Here is a 15,380-nt window from a genome sequence, read left to right on the forward strand (position 1 = left end):
TGACCGGCGGTTTCTGAGGGATCTTCGGGTCGCGCGGGAACATCTCGCGCGGCCCCGACGTTTTCACGACGGACGTTTTCTCGGTTCCCGGACATGATGTCCGGCCGAGGGGCTACGGTATGCACCCACAAGGTGACATGCAGCGACGCCGGGAGAGACCTTGAGCGTTCCGTACGAGACGGCAGCGCACGGACCAGCCGAGTCGCCCGAGACTCCGGAGGAGCACCTCGCGCGGCTCCTCGGTCGCGCCCTGAACTCGTTCGAGCTGCCCGACGACACGATCAGGCGGCTCGACTGCGCGCTGGCGCACGACAGCTCACTGCACTCCGCGCATCACAGCGCGGGGCTGCACCGCGAGACGTATCGGCACACCTGGCTGCTGGCCGACGGGTGTGCGCTCACCCTGTGGGAGCTCGTCCACAACCCCACGCCGGGCAGCGAGCCGCAGCACGAGGTGTACGTGGACGAGGAGGAGCTGCGCGCGGCGACGGCCCGGCTGCCGCTGCCGCCGGACACGCCCGACTTCGAGCTGCCGGTGCTGGTGCAGCTGGCGCCGATCCCCGCGCCGCGGCACGTGTATGTGCCGGACGACTCGGCGGACCACGCGCGCAGGCTGCTGCGCCGCGCGGAGAACGCCGACCGGCCCGGCCCCGACACGGCCACGCTGCTGACGACGGCGTTCGCGCACCAGATCACCCAGGCGTTCGGGCGTCCGTGCCGCGCCGGGCGCATCGGCCTGGGTTTCGCGCTCTACGAGCACGCGTTCCTGCTGCGCGACGGCCAGGAGATCTCCCTGTGGGAGGTCGAACACACGGCGACGCCCGACGGACGGCACATGTGCGAGGTGTATCCGTCGGAAGCGGCGGCCCGAGAGGCGATGGAGCGACGGGCAGCACAGGTCTCCTGACCCCACTGCCCCTCGAACCCGCCCGGCAGCGGGCCCGGTGTCCGGCTCGGCGGCCCGGTCAGCGGCTGTCGTCGGTGAGTTGGCGTACCAGGCCTGCGAAGGCTGCCTGTTCGGCTGGGGTCAGTTCGACGGTTTCCAGGTGCGGGCAGGCCTGGCGCTGGCGTGGGAGGGCCGGGAGCGCGGGGAGGGCCTGGGGTGTGGCGGGATCCGCGGGGCGTGCGGCGGCGCCCCTGCGCCATCCGTCGGAGCTCAGGCGCAGACTGTCCGCCCGGGAGCTCCGTACGCGCCTCGCGCGCCGGTCGAGCCGCGGACGCTCCCCCGCGCGCCGTACGCGCCGCCCTCCCGCTCGGCCGCTCGCGCCGTTCACGCCGCTCTCGCCGCCCCTGCCCGTCCCGCCGCTCGTGCCACCCGTGCCCCGCGTACCGGCGGAGCCCCGTGCGACCGGGCCGCGGTGACCGCGACGCAGCATGCGGGAGAGGACGTACAGCCAGGCGGCGAAGGCCAGGGCGAGGGCGGCGGCGCCCACCGTCTGGGGGATCGAGAGGTCCTCAGGCATGCGCACAGTAGACAGCACGCTCCGGGATTTCGGTCCCGAACCGTGATGTATCTCGCAGGTAGTGCGGACGGTGAACGGGAACGGCGACGGCCGGCCGCGGTCCCCTCCCATGAGGGCGAGGACTGCGACCGGCCAACCGTTCGAGCCGTGCCACTGGTACTGCCGGTACTGGCGGTACTGCCGGTAACGCTGTGCTGCCGCTACCGGCTATCCACGGCTCACGCCGCTACCGGCTGCTTCTCCTGCGTCGCCGGAGCCGCCGCGCCCGTCTCCGTGCCCGGGGCCGCCGCGCCGGGGGCCGGCTTGCGCAGGCCCTTGAGGATGATGACCAGGGCCGTCGTGACGCACACGCCGGCCGCGATGGCGACCAGGTAGAGGAACGCGTTGCCGATCAGCGGGACCACGAAGATGCCGCCGTGCGGGGCGCGCAGGGTCGCGCCGAAGGCCATCGACAGGGCGCCGGTGACCGCGCCGCCCGCCATGGAGGCGGGGATGACGCGCAGCGGGTCGGCCGCGGCGAACGGGATCGCGCCCTCGGAGATGAAGGAGGCGCCGAGGACCCACGCCGCCTTGCCGTTCTCGCGCTCGGTCTGGGTGAAGAGCTTGCCGCGCACGGTGGTGGCCAGGGCCATCGCCAGCGGCGGGACCATGCCGGCCGCCATGACCGCGGCCATGACCTTCATCGCGGAGTCGCTGGGGTCGGCGACGGCGATGCCGGCCGTGGCGAAGGCGTACGCGACCTTGTTGACGGGGCCGCCGAGGTCGAAGCACATCATCAGGCCGAGCAGGACGCCGAGCAGGATGGCGTTGGTGCCGGAGAGGCCGGCGAGCCAGTCCGTCATGGCCTTCTGGGCCTCGGCGATGGGCTTGCCGATCACGACGAACATCAGGAAGCCGACGACCATCGAGGAGATCAGCGGGATCACGACCACCGGCATGATGCCGCGCAGCACCGGCGGGATCTTGACCCGCTGGATCGCGAGGACCACGCCACCGGCCAGCAGACCGGCGGCCAGGCCGCCGAGGAAGCCGGCGCCGATGGTGGAGGAGATCATGCCGCCGACGAAGCCGGGGACGAGACCGGGCCGGTCCGCCATGCCGTAGGCGATGTAGCCGGCGAGGACCGGGATGAGGAAGCCGAAGGCGACCGCGCCGATCTGGAACAGCAGGGCGGCCCAGCTGTCGACCTGGGTCCAGGAGAAGTGCTCCATGACCGAGGGCGCCTTGTTGATCTCCCAGCCGCCGATCGCGAACCCGAGCGCGATCAGCAGACCGCCCGCGGCGACGAAGGGGACCATGTAACTGACGCCGGTCATCAGCCACTTGCGGAGCTTGGTGCCGTAGCTGTCGCCGGACTCGCCGGTCCGCTCGACGGGCGTTCCGCCGGAGCCGCCGGTCGCGGACGCGGTGACCTCGCCGCGCTCGGCCTTGCCGCGGACCTCGGAGATCAGTTCGGCCGGGCGGTTGATGCCCGCCTTCACTCCGACGTCCACGGTGGGCTTGCCGGCGAAGCGGTCCTTGTCGCGCACGGGGACGTCGTGGGCGAAGATCACGCCGTCCGCGGCGGCGATGACGGCCGCGTCGAGCCGGGTGAAGCCGGCCGAGCCCTGCGTCTCGACGACCAGCTCGACGCCCGCGTCACGGCCCGCGTTCTCCAGGGACTCGGCCGCCATGTAGGTGTGGGCGATGCCGGTGGGACAGGAGGTGACGGCGACGATACGGAAGGGACGCTCGGCGGCGGGGGCGGCGCTCGTGTCCGGTTCGCCGCCCGGCGGGGTGGCGGTGCTGTCCGCCGTGGCGTCGGCGGAGGCCGCCGCCGACGCCACGGCGGCGTTCTTGGAGGCACCCGCGGCGCCCGCGCCCTCACCGCCACTAACGCCCTCACCGGCGTCACCGGCGTTCTCCGCCGGCTCTTCGCCGCGGATCAGCGCCGCCGCCGCGCCCGCGTCCCCCACCGACCGCAGTGCGGAGGTGAAGTCGTCGTTCATCAGCTGACGGGCCAGGGAGGACAGAATCGTCAGGTGGGCGTCGTCGGCGCCGGCGGGGGCGGCGATCAGGAAGATCAGGTCGGCGGGGCCGTCGGGGGCGCCGAAGTCGATGCCGTCGGCGCTGCGCCCGAAGGCGAGCGTCGGCTCGGTGACGTGGGCGCTGCGGCAGTGCGGGATGCCGATGCCGCCGTCGAGGCCGGTCGGCATCTGGGCCTCGCGGGCGGCGACGTCGGCGAGGAAGCCCTCCAGGTCGGTCACCCGGCCCTTGGTCACCATGCGCTCGGCGAGGGATCGCGCCGCCGCTTCCTTGGTCTGGGCGGACAGGTCGAGGTCGACCAGGTCCGCGGTGATCATGTCACTCATCGCGGGCTCCTTCGCACGCGTATCGCCCGGAGCGTGGGGTGGGCGGGGGTGGGGACGGGGATGTCGTGGGGGGTTGCCGGAGGGGCGGGGGTGGGGACGGGGGTGGGAGAGACAGCGGAGGCGGGGCAGGGGATCCCCCGCCTCCGCCGGACGGCAGAGCGGCTCAGGGTGCCCTGCCGGCCGTCGGGAACGGCGAGTAACGAGGAGCCTCGCCGAGTCGGGAGCGGCGCGGGGGTCGGCATCGGCATCGGCGGGGCGGGCCGGGCCGCGGCCGGGCCGGGGGACACCGTCACTGGTGCCCCGGCGCACGCCTCGTACGCCGAGACGTCGTGGGTGGTCATGACACCGGCTCCTTCAGTTCGCGGTCCGCCGGCACCTCGGAGGTGACCGTCACCGCCGCCGGGTCCAGGTCGGCCGGGGTCGGCATCACGCTGCCGGGGAGCTGGACGGCGGCGGCGCCGTGCGCGACGGCGGAGGCGAGGGCCTGCGGGCCGCTGCCGCCGGCGATGAGGAAGCCGGCGAGGGAGGAGTCGCCCGCTCCGACGTTGCTGCGGACGACGTCCACGCGCGCGGAGGCGAACCAGGTGCCCTCGTCCTCCACCAGCAGCTGCCCGTCGGCGCCCAGGCTCGCGAGGACGGCGCGGGCGCCCATCTCGCGCAGTTCCTCCGCCGCCTTCACCGCGTCGCCCACGGTCGCCAGGGGCCGCCCGACGGCCTCCGCGAGTTCCTCGGCGTTCGGCTTCACGACGTCGGGCCGCTCGCGCAGCGCCTCGAGGAGCGCGCGCCCGGAGGTGTCCAGTGCGATCCGCGCGCCACCGGCGTGCGCCCGTGCGACGACGTCGGCGTACCAGGAGGGCGCGAGACCCCGGGGCAGGCTGCCGCAGCAGGCGATCCAGTCGGCGTCGTGCGACTGCTCGCGCACCGTCTCCAGCAGGAGTTCCTGCTCGGCGGCGGTCAGTTCGGGACCCGGCGCGTTGATCTTCGTGAGCACCCCGTCGGACTCGGCGAGCGCGATGTTCGAGCGGGTGGCTCCGGTGACCGGGACCGGCGCGACCTCGATGCCCTGTGCGTCGAGCAGGTCGGCGACGAGTGCGCCGGGCGCACCACCGAGGGGCAGGACGGCGACGGTGCGCCGTCCGGCGGCGGCCACGGCGCGCGACACGTTGACGCCCTTGCCGCCGGGGTCCATGCGTTCGCCGGTGGCGCGGATGACCTCGCCGCGCTCCAGCGACGGGACCTCGTAGGTGCGGTCGAGGGACGGATTGGGGGTGACGGTGAGGATCATGCGCGCACTACTTCCGTGCCGCCGCGCTCGATGGCGGCCGCGTCGTCGGGGCTCAGCCCGCTGTCGGTGATCAGCAGGTCCACGTCGCTCAGGTCGCCGAAGCGGGCGAAGTGCTCCTGGCCGTGCTTGGCGGAGTCGGCGAGCAGCACCACACGGCGGGCCGCGGCCATCGCCGCGCTCTTGACCGCGGCCTCGGCGAGGTCGGGGGTGGTGAGGCCGTGCTCGGCGGAGAAGCCGTTGGCGGCGACGAACAGGACGTCGGCGCGGATCTCGCCGTACGCGCGCAGCGCCCAGGCGTCCACGGCGGCGCGCGTACGGTGCCGTACGCGCCCCCCGACCAGGTGGAGCTGCATGCCGGGGTGGTCCGCGAGGCGGGCCGCGATGGGCAGGGAGTGCGTGACGGCGATGAGCGAGGCCTCCAGCGGGAGGGCCGCGGCCAGGCGGGCCACCGTCGTACCGGCGTCGAGGATCATCGTGCCCTCGGACGGCAGTTCGGTGAGGGCGGCCTTGGCGATGCGGTCCTTCTCATCGGCGGAGGTGCTCTCGCGCTCCGCGAGGTCCGGCTCGAAGTCGAGGCGTCCGACCGGTATGGCACCGCCGTGGACGCGGCGGACGAGGCCGGCGCGGTCGAGGGCCTTCAGGTCGCGGCGGATCGTCTCCGCCGTGACCTGGAACTCCTCGGCCAGCGACACGACGTCCACCCGGCCGCCGTCACGGGCGAGCCGCAGGATCTCCTGCTGTCGCTCCGGTGCGTACATGTCCGCTTCGCCTCCGACTCGTCCCGACTCGTGCCCGAACTTGTGGTTTCTTCACGGAGGCTACGCCCGGTTTTCGGGAAAGTAAACAGGTTCGGGCTCGATTCGGGCATGAACGGACTTCGGGTGGGCGGTGACGGGTGAACGGGTTCGCGGCGAGGAGGCGCGCGCCGCGCACGCCGAAGGGCCCGGCGGCACGCACCGGGCCCTTCATCGGAGTCCTTGTTCGACCCACGAGTCGGAGTCGTTCAGCCCACGAGTCGCAGTCCTCGTTCAGCCCACGAGTTCGTGCCTCCGCTCCCGCGCGGGCGGCTCGTCCCCGGCCGCGCCCTCCTCTGCCGCGCCCTCCGCCCCCTCCACATGCTGCGCCGGCCGCTTCGGCAGGGCGAACATCAGCAGGAAGATCGCGCCCATCACCGCGGCGACCCAGCCCAGCGCGTACCGGAACGCCTCCACGAACTCCGGGCCCGCCTGGACCGGGGTCAGCCGATCGCCGATCCGGCCGAAGAAGACCACCGACACCAGGCCGAGGCCGAGCGCGTTGCCCATCTGCTGCACGGTGTTGATCAGCCCGGACGCCGAACCGGCGTGCTCGCGCGGCACCTCCGACAGCACCGCGTCCGTCAGCGGCGCGACGATCAGGCCCATCCCGACGCCCATCACGACCAGCGGCAGCGCCATCTGCCAGGGCTCGATGCCGAGGCCGTACCGCTCGGACTCCCAGATGTAGAGCAGGACGCCGACGGTCATGGTCAGCGCGCCCGCCTGGAGCACCTTGCGGCCGAAGCGCGGGACCAGCTTCTGCACGGACAGACCGGCGGCCGTGGAGACGGCGAGGGAGAACGGGATGCCGGTGAGGCCGGCGCGCAGCGGGCTCCAGCCGAGGCCGTCCTGCATGTACAGCGTCCACACGAGGAAGAAGATGCCGAGGCCGAGGCCGAAGACCGTCTGCACCGCGATGCCGGCGGCGAAGCTCTTCACCCGGAAGAGGGAGAGCTCGATCAGCGGAGAGCCGTCCCGCGCGCCCTTGCGCCGTTCGTACACGACCAGCGCGCCGAAGACGCCGAGCGCGCCGGCCATCGAGACGTACCCCCACAGCGGCCAGCCCAGCTCCCGGCCACGGGTGAGCGGGTAGAGCAGCATCAGCAGGCCCAGCGTCACGAGCGCGACGCCGACGAGGTCGAGCTTGAGCGCCCTCGGCGCGCGGGACTCGGTGATGAAGCGGCTGCCGAGGATCAGTCCCGCGACGCCGACGGGCAGGTTGATGAGGAAGATGGGCCGCCAGCCCAGCCCGAACAGGTCCCACTGCGTCAGCAGCGCGCCGAGCAGCGGTCCCGAGACCGCGCCGAGGCCCACGACCGCGCCGAACAGGCCGAACACCTTGCCCCGTTCGTGCGCCGGGAAGGTGGCGTGCACGATCGACAGCACCTGCGGGACCATCAGCGCCGCCATGGCCCCCTGGAGGATGCGGGAGGCGACGAGCATCTCCGGGTTCGCGGCGAACCCGCACAGCGCGGAGGCGAGGGTGAAGCCGCCGATGCCGACGAGGAACACCCGCTTGCGGCCGTGGATGTCGCCGAGGCGACCGCCGGTGACGAGCCCGGCGGCGAACGCCAGCGCGTAGCCGGCGGTGATCCACTGGATCTGGCTCCAGGAGGCGCCCGCTTCCTGCCGGATGGAGGGGATGGCGATGTTGACGATCGTGACGTCGACGAGGTCCATGAAGGCCGCGGTCATCACGATCGCGAGGGCGAACCAGCGGCGGCGGGCCCCGGTGCCCGAGGAAGTGGGCGGTGTCTCGGTGGAAGTCATGTCCCGAACGCTAGAAGCGCAGTAGGTCAGATCATGTCCTAGTAGTACGGCATGCTCGAACGCATGACGACGGACACTCCGGCACGGCTGCTTCAGCTCCTCTCCCTCCTCCAGACGCCCCGCGAATGGCCCGGCGGCGAGCTCGCCGACCGGCTCGGGGTGTCCCGGCGCACGGTCCGGCGCGACATCGACCGGCTGCGCGAACTGGGCTATCCCGTGCAGGCGACCATGGGCTCGGACGGCGGGTACCGGCTGGTCGCCGGCAAGGCGATGCCGCCGCTCGTGCTGGACGACGAGGAGGCGGTGGCCATCGCGGTCGGGCTGCGGGCCGGGGCCGGGCACGCGCTGGCGGGCGTGGACGAGGCCTCGGTGCGGGCGCTGGCCAAACTGGAACAGGTGCTGCCGTCGCGGCTGCGCCACCGCGTCGCCACCCTCCAGGCCGCGACCACCCCGCTGACCAGCGGCGACGGCGCGAGCATCGCCCCCGAGACGCTGACCGTCATGGCGTCCACGGTGGCCGGCCAGGAGCGGCTGCGGTTCGCCTACCGGGCGAAGGACGGCACGGAGTCGCGGCGTCTGACCGAGCCGTACCGGCTGGTGTCGACCGGCCGGCGGTGGTACCTGGTGGCGTACGACCTCGAACGGGAGGACTGGCGCACCTTCCGCGTCGACCGCGTACGGGACCCCTTCGCCACCGGCGCCCGCTTCACGCCGCGCGAGCTGCCGACGGGGGACGCGGCGGAATACCTGCGCCGGTCGATCCAACGGCGGCCCGATTCCCGTGAGTACGCGTACGACGTCACGTTCGCGGAGTCGGCGGAGTTCGTGGCGGGCCGGCTGCCGACGTGGCTCGGCGCACCGGAGGAGCTGGGCGGATCCGGGGAGGGGGAGGCGGGCGGCTGTCGGCTGCGCGGGGTCACCGCCGACCCGGTGGAGTGGGTGGCGATGCGCCTGGCCCTGATCGGCTGCGAGTTCGCGGTGCACGGGCCGAGTGAACTGGTGCAGTGCGTAAGGGAGTTGGGCGGGCGGTTGGGGAGGGCGGGGACCTTGGCCGGCGGGGCGTAGGGCGGACTGCCTTGGCCGGCGGGGCGTAGAGCGGGCCGCCTTGGCCGGCGGGGCGTAGAGCGGGCCGCCTTGGCCGACGGGACGTAGAGCGGGCCGCCTTGGCCGACGGGACCCAGAGCGGGCCGCCTTGGCCGACGGGACCCAGAGCGGGCCGCCGTGGCCGACGGACGGCGGACTGCCTTGCCCGCACGGCCAGTTGGCGGCCGTCTCTCCGCTAGCGCCCCTCCTCCCATCCGATCCCCCGCAGCATCGCGAGGTTGCGCAGCGCCAGTTCGGCGGGGCCCTTCGAGCCGGTCGGCGGGTGGTCTCCCCTGGCCCAGCTCTCCACGGCCACCCGCACCGCGGCGCCGGCGACCGCCGCGGTGAAACGCTCGTGCGGGGTCAGCTCGTTCGGGGGCGGTTCGTGCGGGGACGGTTCGCGCGGGGTCGGCTCGCGTGGGGTCGGCTCGGCAACGTTGTCGGGCTCCGGGGAACCCGTCCCTCGCGCCCGCAGGATCTCCGCCAGGGTCTCCTCCGACGCATGGCAGACCTCGGCCCAGACCTTGCCCAGGGCCGGACTGCTCGCGGCCAGGCGGATCAGGGTGCGGACCCATTCCCAGGACGCCGCCGACACTCCCTCGCCCGGGGTGAGGGTGCGCCGTGCCGCGTGTTCCAGCGCTTCCGGCAACGGCAGTCCGGGCGGGGCGTCGCGCACCGCCTCGGCCCAGCGGCTGGCGCCCGCCGCGTAGAGGGGGGCGACGGCCTCCTCCTTGGTGGCGAAGTACCGGTAGAAGGTGCGGGGCGCGATGCCCGCGGCGCCGGCGATGTCCTCGGCGCGGGTGGCTTTGAGGCCACGGCTCACGAAGAGGCGGGCCGCCGCCCGGGCGATCTCCATCCTGGTCGCCGCTTTGCGCCGCTCGGTCAGCGAAACCGAGGCAGGCGAAGTGGAAGCGGTTTCCCGAGAGGGGAAGGGGGCTGGGGCGGGACTGGTCACCCTTGCAGGCTATGCCCATGTGGCACAATCTGCCATTCAGGCGGGTCACCCCGGGGTTCAGGTACGGGGTGCCCCGCCGTTCAGCATGTCCACGCGGTCCGTGTGCGCCCGCAACTCCGGGACGGGAAAGCAGGGCGGGCCCGGCGCCTTGGGGGGGGAAGGCGCCGGGCCCGGCCTTTTGAAGGTCCCGGCGCCGGGGGGGGTGCGTCGGGACGTGGTCTGTGGGACGTGGCATGCGGAGGGATTCGCTCAGCAGGCACCGCACACTGAACTACGGCCAACCACATGGTCACAGTGAGGCTTCGGGGTCCGGAGGATCCGAACTCCCGTGCCCTGAAGTCTTGTTCCCCCGGTCGAGACGGTTAAGCGGCGTTGTACCGCCATGTTTGCGCGGACTTCGGCCACCGGGCGCACGCCGGCGTCGACACCAGCGGGGAGCGCCGGAGGCCCTCACCGCCGTGCACGCGCCAGCGCTGAAGCCCCCGCCCGACGCAAGCGCCATCGCCACAACACGGGCCCCGTACCGGCTCAGGGCCAGGAAGCCCGCGCGGGCCGCCGTGGCCAAGCCCAGGCGGGCCTACGACGGCCCGGAGCACCCGCCCCAGCCGCACCGCTCAGGCCCAGACCGACCTGCGGCGGCCCAGGTACCCGCGCCGGCCGTGCCGCTCAGGCCCGCCGGGGCCCGCGGCGGCCCAAGAGCCGCCCGCGTGACCTCGCGTCGGTCGCGGGACCGTGCCCCGTCTTCGCTACGCCGCTGCCTCGAACCCGGTCGAGCGTGCCAGCTTCTTCAGTTCCAGCAGGGCGTGCTTCTCGATCTGCCGAATCCGCTCGCGGGTGAGGCCGTGCTCCTTGCCGACCTCCGTCAGCGTCCGCTCCCGGCCGTCCTCGATGCCGTAGCGCATCTTGATGATGGAGGCCGTGCGCGGGTCGAGGCGGTCGATCAGGCCGTCGAGCTCCTCGCTGCGCAGCAGCGTCAGCACGGACTGCTCCGGCGAGACCGCGGAGGTGTCCTCCAGCAGGTCGCCGAACTGCGTCTCGCCCTCGTCGTCGACCGCCATGTTCAGCGAGACCGGGTCACGGGCCCAGTCGAGCACGTCGACGACGCGCTCCGGCGTGGAGCCCAGCTCTGCGGCGATCTCCATCGGCTCCGGGTCGCGGCCGTTCTCCCGGTTGAACTCGCGCTGGACGCGACGGATGCGGCCCAGCTCCTCCACCAGGTGGACGGGCAGCCGGATCGTGCGCGACTGGTCCGCTATCGAGCGGGTGATCGCCTGGCGGATCCACCAGGTCGCGTACGTGGAGAACTTGAAGCCCTTGCGGTAGTCGAACTTCTCGACCGCGCGCACCAGACCGGCGTTGCCCTCCTGGATCAGGTCGAGCAGGGGCAGTCCGCTGCGCGGGTAGCGGCGGGCGACCGCGACGACGAGGCGGAGGTTGGAACGGATGAAGACGTCCTTGGCGCGCTCCCCCTCGGCGACGAGTGCCTCGAACTCCTCACGGGAGGCGTCCGTCTTGGACTCCTCGAATCCGTCGAGGACCTGTCGCGCGAACACACCCGCTTCGATGATCTGCGACAGCTCGACTTCCTTGGCGGCGTCGAGCAGCGGCGTGCGTGCGATCTCGTCGAGGTACATGCCGACCAGATCGCGGTCGGCGAGCTCTCCGCCGTGTACGCGAACACTGCTTGCCGCGCCGGTCTCGCCGGTGGCGGACTGACGACGGGCGACGGCACGGGTTGCCATGCGTGCTCCCTTGCGATGGTGGGTCAGCGGGTGGTCCTGGACGCTCGGCACTCTTGTCGGGTGCCCTGCATCCGATGGAAACAACGACTGGAATCAGGACAGAATTCCCAACCCAACCCACGATTTTTCTGATCATGCAGTACCCTGTCCGGCCACGCGGGGAGGCGAGATGATGACGGAACGTACAGAGGTGCAGGTCAGGCCGGGAGTCGAGGCGGACCTCGACGCCCTCACGGACCTCTACAACCACTACGTACGTGAGACGCCCATCACATTCGACACGGTGGCCTTCACGGCGGAAGAGCGCCGCCCTTGGCTGCTCTCCCACCCTGAAGACGGGCCGTATCGCCTGATGGTTGCCAGGGACGCCGGTTCACAGGAGATTCTGGGCTACACCACATCCAGCCCTTACCGAGCGAAACCCGCCTACTCGACGTCGGTGGAGGCGACGATCTACGTCGCCCCGCACGCCGGCGGCCGCGGCATCGGCACGCTCCTCTACACCGCCCTGTTCGAGGCGCTCGCCGACGAGGACCTGCACCGCGCGTACGCGGGCATCGCCCTGCCCAACGAGGCGTCCACGCGCCTGCACGAACACTTCGGCTTCCGCCACATCGGCACGCACCGCGAGGTCGGCCGCAAGTTCGGCAGGTATTGGGACGTGGCCTGGCACGAGAAGGAGCTGTAACTCCACGCCGGGCACGGCGCGACACCGCCGCACAGCGTGCACAGCCCGGCACCGCCGCACGGTGTCTCAGCCGAACTGCACCGACCGTTTCGCCAGCCCCAGCCAGAAGCCGTCGATCACCGACCGCTGCTCCCCCAGCTCGCCGGCCGCGTCCGCGGCGCCCATCGTCACGAAGAGGGGTGCGAAGTGTTCCGTGCGCGGGTGGGCGAGCAGGCCCGCCGGGGACTTGTGGGCGAAGTCGAGCAGCGCGTCGACGTCCCCGGTGTCCAGCGCCCGCCGCCCCCAGTCGTCGAACTCGGCCGACCAGCCCGGCACCCCGCCCCCGGTGTGCCGCAGCGCGGCGAGGTTATGGGTGAAGAAGCCGGAGCCGACGATGAGCACACCCTCGTCGCGCAGGGGCGCGAGCCGTCGGCCGATCTCCATCAGGCGCACGGGATCGAGGGTCGGCATCGAGATCTGGAGTACCGGGATGTCGGCGTCCGGGAACATCTCGACGAGCGGGACGTACGCCCCGTGGTCGAGGCCGCGGTCGGGAATGTCCTGGACGGGCGTGCCGGGGGCGCGCAGCAGCTTGCGTACCGCCTCCGCGAGCTCCGGCGCGCCCGGGGCGGCGTAAGTCACCCGGTAGTAGTGCTCGGGGAAGCCCCAGAAGTCGTAGACCAGGGGGACGGTCTCGACGGCGCCGAGGGCGAGCGGGGCCTCCTCCCAGTGGGCGGAGACCATGAGGATCGCCTTGGGGCGGGGCAGGCCGGCGGACCAGGCGGCGAGCTGGCCGGGCCAGACGGGGTCGTCCGCGAGGGGCGGGGCCCCGTGGCTGAGGTACAGGGCGGGCATGCGCTCCCGCTCCTGCGGGACGGCGCGTTCCTGGGCGGCGGGGGCGGACATGGCGGCGACTCCCTCCGAGGGTCCGGGCGGGCCCCCGTAGACGGTGTGGTCCTGTGCGACCTTTGCTTGAAAACTAAAACTTCATCGCCATCTCACTGTACGCACCACTTGTTTAATGTTCAAGGACAAACCCCGTACAGTGGAGTGCATGAAGACGGCTGCCGCACCCGCTGAAGAGCCCCAGTGGCTCACCGCAGAGGAGCAGCGCATCTGGCGCTCCTACCTGCACGCCACCTACCTCCTCGAAGATCACATGGATCGCCAGCTCCAACGTGACGCGGGGATGCCGCACATCTATTACGGGCTCCTCGTCAAACTCGCCGAGTCCCCCCGCCGGCGGCTGCGCATGACCGAGCTGGCCATGCAGGCGAAGATCACCCGTTCCCGTCTCTCCCACGCCGTCGCCCGCCTGGAGAAGAACGGCTGGGTGCGCCGCGAGGACTGCCCCTCGGACAAGCGCGGACAGTTCGCGGTGCTGACCGACCAGGGCCTGGAGATGCTGAAGAGCGCCGCGCCGGGCCACGTGGCCGCCGTGCGCAACGCTCTCTTCGACCGCCTCTCCCCGGAACAGCAGAAGTCCCTCGGCGAGATCATGCAGATCATCGCCGAGGGACTCCAGCCGAACGAAGCGGGTGCGGACCTGCCCTGGCTGCGGTGACGCTCCGCTGGGGGGCGCCGGTGGTCGTGCCGGTGGGCGGGGGCTGCGGTTCGCTGCGGCGCCGTAGTGGCCGGTCACACAGTTCCCCGCGCCCCTGGGGGTGCTGTTCAACCGCCGCTTACAACGCCCCGCACATGTCTGCGGCGTGGGGTGTCAGTGGGCGACCACCGGTACCGGTACGGCCTCGTCGGCGTCCTCGGCTCCGGAGCCGTTCACCGCGCCCATGTCCGGCTTGCCGGCGTTGACGAGGGTCAGGGCGATCACCGCGGCGGCGACCAGGATGCCGACGGCGAACCAGATCGCGCTGGTGTAGCCGTGCACCATGCCCTCCAGCTGGACCAGCTGCTGCTGCGGCCCGGAGGACGCGGAGGCGATGTGGTCCGTGATGTACGACGTGGTCGCGGAGGCGGCGACGGTGTTCAGCAGGGCGGTGCCGATCGCGCCGCCCACCTGCTGCGAGGTGTTGACCATCGCGGAGGCGACACCCGCGTCGCGCGCTTCGACGCCCTGGGTCGACAGGGACATGGCCGGCATGAACGCCGTACCCATGCCGAGGCCGAGCAGCAGCATCGCCGGCAGCAGCAGGGTCGTGTACGAGGAGCCGATCTCCATGCGGGTCAGCAGCAGCATGCCGAGCGCGGCGACCAGGAAGCCGGGGCCCATCAGCAGCCGCGGCGGGACCCGGGTCATCAGGCGGGCGCCGATCTGGGTGGATCCGGCGATCATGCCCACGATCATCGGAAGGAAGGCGAAACCGGTCTTCACCGGCGTGTAACCCTTCACGACCTGGAGGTAGTAGGTCAGGAAGAGGAACAGACCGAACATGGCGATGATCGCCAGGCCGAGCGAGAGGTAGACACCGCCGCGGTTGCGCTCGGTGACCACGCGCAGGGGCAGCAGCGGGGCCTTGACCTTCGCCTCGACCAGCACGAACGCGAGCAGCAGCACGCCGGACGCGACGAACATGCCGATGGTCAGGGAGTCGCTCCAGCCCTCGGACTCCGCGCGGGTGAAGCCGTAGACCAGGGCGACGAGGCCCAGGGTGGACAGGACGACGCCGGGGATGTCGAGCGGGGAGCGGTTGCGGCTGCCCTCCGGCTCACGGATGACGAAGTAGGCGCCGGCCGCGGCGACGACGGCGAACGGGATGTTCACGAAGAACGTCCAGCGCCAGTCCAGGTACTCGGTGAGGAAGCCGCCGAGGATCAGGCCGACGGCCCCGCCGCCGCCGGCGATCGCGCCGTAGATGCCGAACGCCTTGGCGCGCTCCTTGGCGTCCGTGAACATCACGGCGAGCAGGGAGAGCGCGGCGGGCGCGAGCAGCGCGCCGAACACGCCCTGGAGGGCGCGGGCGCCGAACATCATCGCCTCGTTGGTGGCGGCGCCGCCCAGCGCGGAGGCGGCGGCGAACCCGACCAGACCGACGACGAACGCGCGCTTGCGGCCCCACAGGTCGGCGATCCGGCCGCCGAAGAGGAGCAGACCGCCGAAGGCGAGGGCGTAGGCCGTGACGACCCACTGCCGGTTGCCGTCGGAGATGCCCAGGTCCTGCTGGGCGGAGGGCAGGGCGATGTTCACGATGGTGGCGTCGAGGACGACCATCAGCTGGGCGAGCGCGATGAAGACGAGCGCTTTCCAGCGGCCCGGGTCCGCCTGGACGGCGCCGGGAGCCTTGCTGGCTGTTTCAGACATGGGGGTACCCA

13 protein-coding genes are annotated in these 15,380 nt (G+C 72.3%); 4 read left to right on the plus strand and 9 right to left on the minus strand.

What is annotated here, in order from left to right; genetic code table 11:
- Window positions 1-160 precede the first annotated feature (160 nt).
- Window positions 161-907, plus strand: a complete 747-nt coding sequence (locus ACFYX4_RS10695) for a DUF6227 family protein (RefSeq protein WP_389329231.1) — start codon at window positions 161-163, stop codon at window positions 905-907.
- A gap of 58 nt (window positions 908-965) precedes the next feature.
- Here the strand turns inward: ACFYX4_RS10695 and ACFYX4_RS10700 are convergent, their stop codons facing one another.
- The 5 genes from ACFYX4_RS10700 to ACFYX4_RS10720 form a co-directional block, all read right to left on the minus strand.
- The gene (locus ACFYX4_RS10700) at window positions 966-1,166 is read right to left on the minus strand and encodes a hypothetical protein (protein WP_389330228.1); all 201 of its coding nucleotides are present in this window, start codon (window positions 1,164-1,166) and stop codon (window positions 966-968) included.
- A 515-nt stretch (window positions 1,167-1,681) separates the two neighbouring features.
- Window positions 1,682-3,814 (minus strand): fructose-specific PTS transporter subunit EIIC, encoded by a 2,133-nt coding sequence (locus tag ACFYX4_RS10705; protein WP_389329234.1) that lies wholly within the window; start codon window positions 3,812-3,814, stop codon window positions 1,682-1,684.
- Window positions 3,815-4,151: 337 nt separating this feature from the next.
- The gene (gene pfkB / locus ACFYX4_RS10710) at window positions 4,152-5,099 is read right to left on the minus strand and encodes a 1-phosphofructokinase (protein ID WP_389329237.1); all 948 of its coding nucleotides are present in this window, start codon (window positions 5,097-5,099) and stop codon (window positions 4,152-4,154) included.
- Window positions 5,096-5,857, minus strand: a complete 762-nt coding sequence (locus ACFYX4_RS10715) for a DeoR/GlpR family DNA-binding transcription regulator (RefSeq protein WP_389329240.1) — start codon at window positions 5,855-5,857, stop codon at window positions 5,096-5,098. The genes pfkB and ACFYX4_RS10715 overlap by 4 nt, the downstream gene beginning before the upstream one ends.
- A gap of 270 nt (window positions 5,858-6,127) precedes the next feature.
- Window positions 6,128-7,666, minus strand: a complete 1,539-nt coding sequence (locus ACFYX4_RS10720) for an MFS transporter (RefSeq protein ID WP_389329243.1) — start codon at window positions 7,664-7,666, stop codon at window positions 6,128-6,130.
- A 63-nt stretch (window positions 7,667-7,729) separates the two neighbouring features.
- Here ACFYX4_RS10720 and ACFYX4_RS10725 point away from each other — a divergent pair, with 63 nt between their 5' ends.
- Window positions 7,730-8,731 carry a helix-turn-helix transcriptional regulator gene (locus ACFYX4_RS10725; protein WP_389329246.1) on the plus strand — a complete coding sequence of 334 codons (1,002 nt, stop codon included), beginning with the start codon at window positions 7,730-7,732 and terminating at the stop codon, window positions 8,729-8,731.
- A 214-nt stretch (window positions 8,732-8,945) separates the two neighbouring features.
- On the opposite strand, the gene ACFYX4_RS10730 is transcribed toward ACFYX4_RS10725, so the two are convergent.
- A complete protein-coding gene (locus ACFYX4_RS10730) occupies window positions 8,946-9,605 on the minus strand; it encodes a TetR/AcrR family transcriptional regulator (RefSeq protein WP_389329249.1) in 660 nt (219 codons plus the stop codon).
- A gap of 845 nt (window positions 9,606-10,450) precedes the next feature.
- Window positions 10,451-11,446 carry an RNA polymerase sigma factor RpoD/SigA gene (locus tag ACFYX4_RS10735; protein ID WP_389329252.1) on the minus strand — a complete coding sequence of 332 codons (996 nt, stop codon included), beginning with the start codon at window positions 11,444-11,446 and terminating at the stop codon, window positions 10,451-10,453.
- A 172-nt stretch (window positions 11,447-11,618) separates the two neighbouring features.
- Here ACFYX4_RS10735 and ACFYX4_RS10740 point away from each other — a divergent pair, with 172 nt between their 5' ends.
- Window positions 11,619-12,134 carry a GNAT family N-acetyltransferase gene (locus ACFYX4_RS10740; RefSeq protein ID WP_389329255.1) on the plus strand — a complete coding sequence of 172 codons (516 nt, stop codon included), beginning with the start codon at window positions 11,619-11,621 and terminating at the stop codon, window positions 12,132-12,134.
- Between the two features lie 66 nt (window positions 12,135-12,200).
- Here the strand turns inward: ACFYX4_RS10740 and ACFYX4_RS10745 are convergent, their stop codons facing one another.
- Window positions 12,201-12,968 (minus strand): dioxygenase, encoded by a 768-nt coding sequence (locus tag ACFYX4_RS10745; protein ID WP_389330230.1) that lies wholly within the window; start codon window positions 12,966-12,968, stop codon window positions 12,201-12,203.
- A 199-nt stretch (window positions 12,969-13,167) separates the two neighbouring features.
- Here ACFYX4_RS10745 and ACFYX4_RS10750 point away from each other — a divergent pair, with 199 nt between their 5' ends.
- Complete coding sequence (locus ACFYX4_RS10750; protein ID WP_389329258.1) at window positions 13,168-13,677, plus strand: MarR family winged helix-turn-helix transcriptional regulator; 510 nt, start codon at window positions 13,168-13,170, stop codon at window positions 13,675-13,677.
- 153 nt (window positions 13,678-13,830) lie between these two features.
- Here the strand turns inward: ACFYX4_RS10750 and ACFYX4_RS10755 are convergent, their stop codons facing one another.
- Window positions 13,831-15,369, minus strand: a complete 1,539-nt coding sequence (locus tag ACFYX4_RS10755; protein ID WP_389329261.1) for an MFS transporter — start codon at window positions 15,367-15,369, stop codon at window positions 13,831-13,833.
- Window positions 15,370-15,380: the final 11 nt, after the last annotated feature.

The sequence above is a fragment of the Streptomyces sp. NPDC002328 genome, assembly GCF_042890065.1.
Taxonomy (GTDB): Bacteria; Actinomycetota; Actinomycetes; order Streptomycetales; family Streptomycetaceae; genus Streptomyces.

Excerpts from the sequence above, each read along its gene's own strand:
- ACFYX4_RS10705 (WP_389329234.1), bottom strand. The coding sequence starts at position 3,814 with ATGAGTGACATGATCACCGCGGACCTGGTCGACCTCGACCTGTCCGCC.
- ACFYX4_RS10730 (WP_389329249.1), bottom strand. The coding sequence starts at position 9,605 with ATGGAGATCGCCCGGGCGGCGGCCCGCCTCTTCGTGAGCCGTGGCCTC.
- ACFYX4_RS10735 (WP_389329252.1), bottom strand. The coding sequence starts at position 11,446 with ATGGCAACCCGTGCCGTCGCCCGTCGTCAGTCCGCCACCGGCGAGACC.
- ACFYX4_RS10750 (WP_389329258.1), top strand. The coding sequence starts at position 13,168 with ATGAAGACGGCTGCCGCACCCGCTGAAGAGCCCCAGTGGCTCACCGCA.
- ACFYX4_RS10740 (WP_389329255.1), top strand. The coding sequence starts at position 11,619 with ATGACGGAACGTACAGAGGTGCAGGTCAGGCCGGGAGTCGAGGCGGAC.
- pfkB (WP_389329237.1), bottom strand. The coding sequence starts at position 5,099 with ATGATCCTCACCGTCACCCCCAATCCGTCCCTCGACCGCACCTACGAG.
- ACFYX4_RS10745 (WP_389330230.1), bottom strand. The coding sequence starts at position 12,968 with ATGCCCGCCCTGTACCTCAGCCACGGGGCCCCGCCCCTCGCGGACGAC.
- ACFYX4_RS10720 (WP_389329243.1), bottom strand. The coding sequence starts at position 7,666 with ATGACTTCCACCGAGACACCGCCCACTTCCTCGGGCACCGGGGCCCGC.
- ACFYX4_RS10755 (WP_389329261.1), bottom strand. The coding sequence starts at position 15,369 with ATGTCTGAAACAGCCAGCAAGGCTCCCGGCGCCGTCCAGGCGGACCCG.
- ACFYX4_RS10715 (WP_389329240.1), bottom strand. The coding sequence starts at position 5,857 with ATGTACGCACCGGAGCGACAGCAGGAGATCCTGCGGCTCGCCCGTGAC.
- ACFYX4_RS10725 (WP_389329246.1), top strand. The coding sequence starts at position 7,730 with ATGACGACGGACACTCCGGCACGGCTGCTTCAGCTCCTCTCCCTCCTC.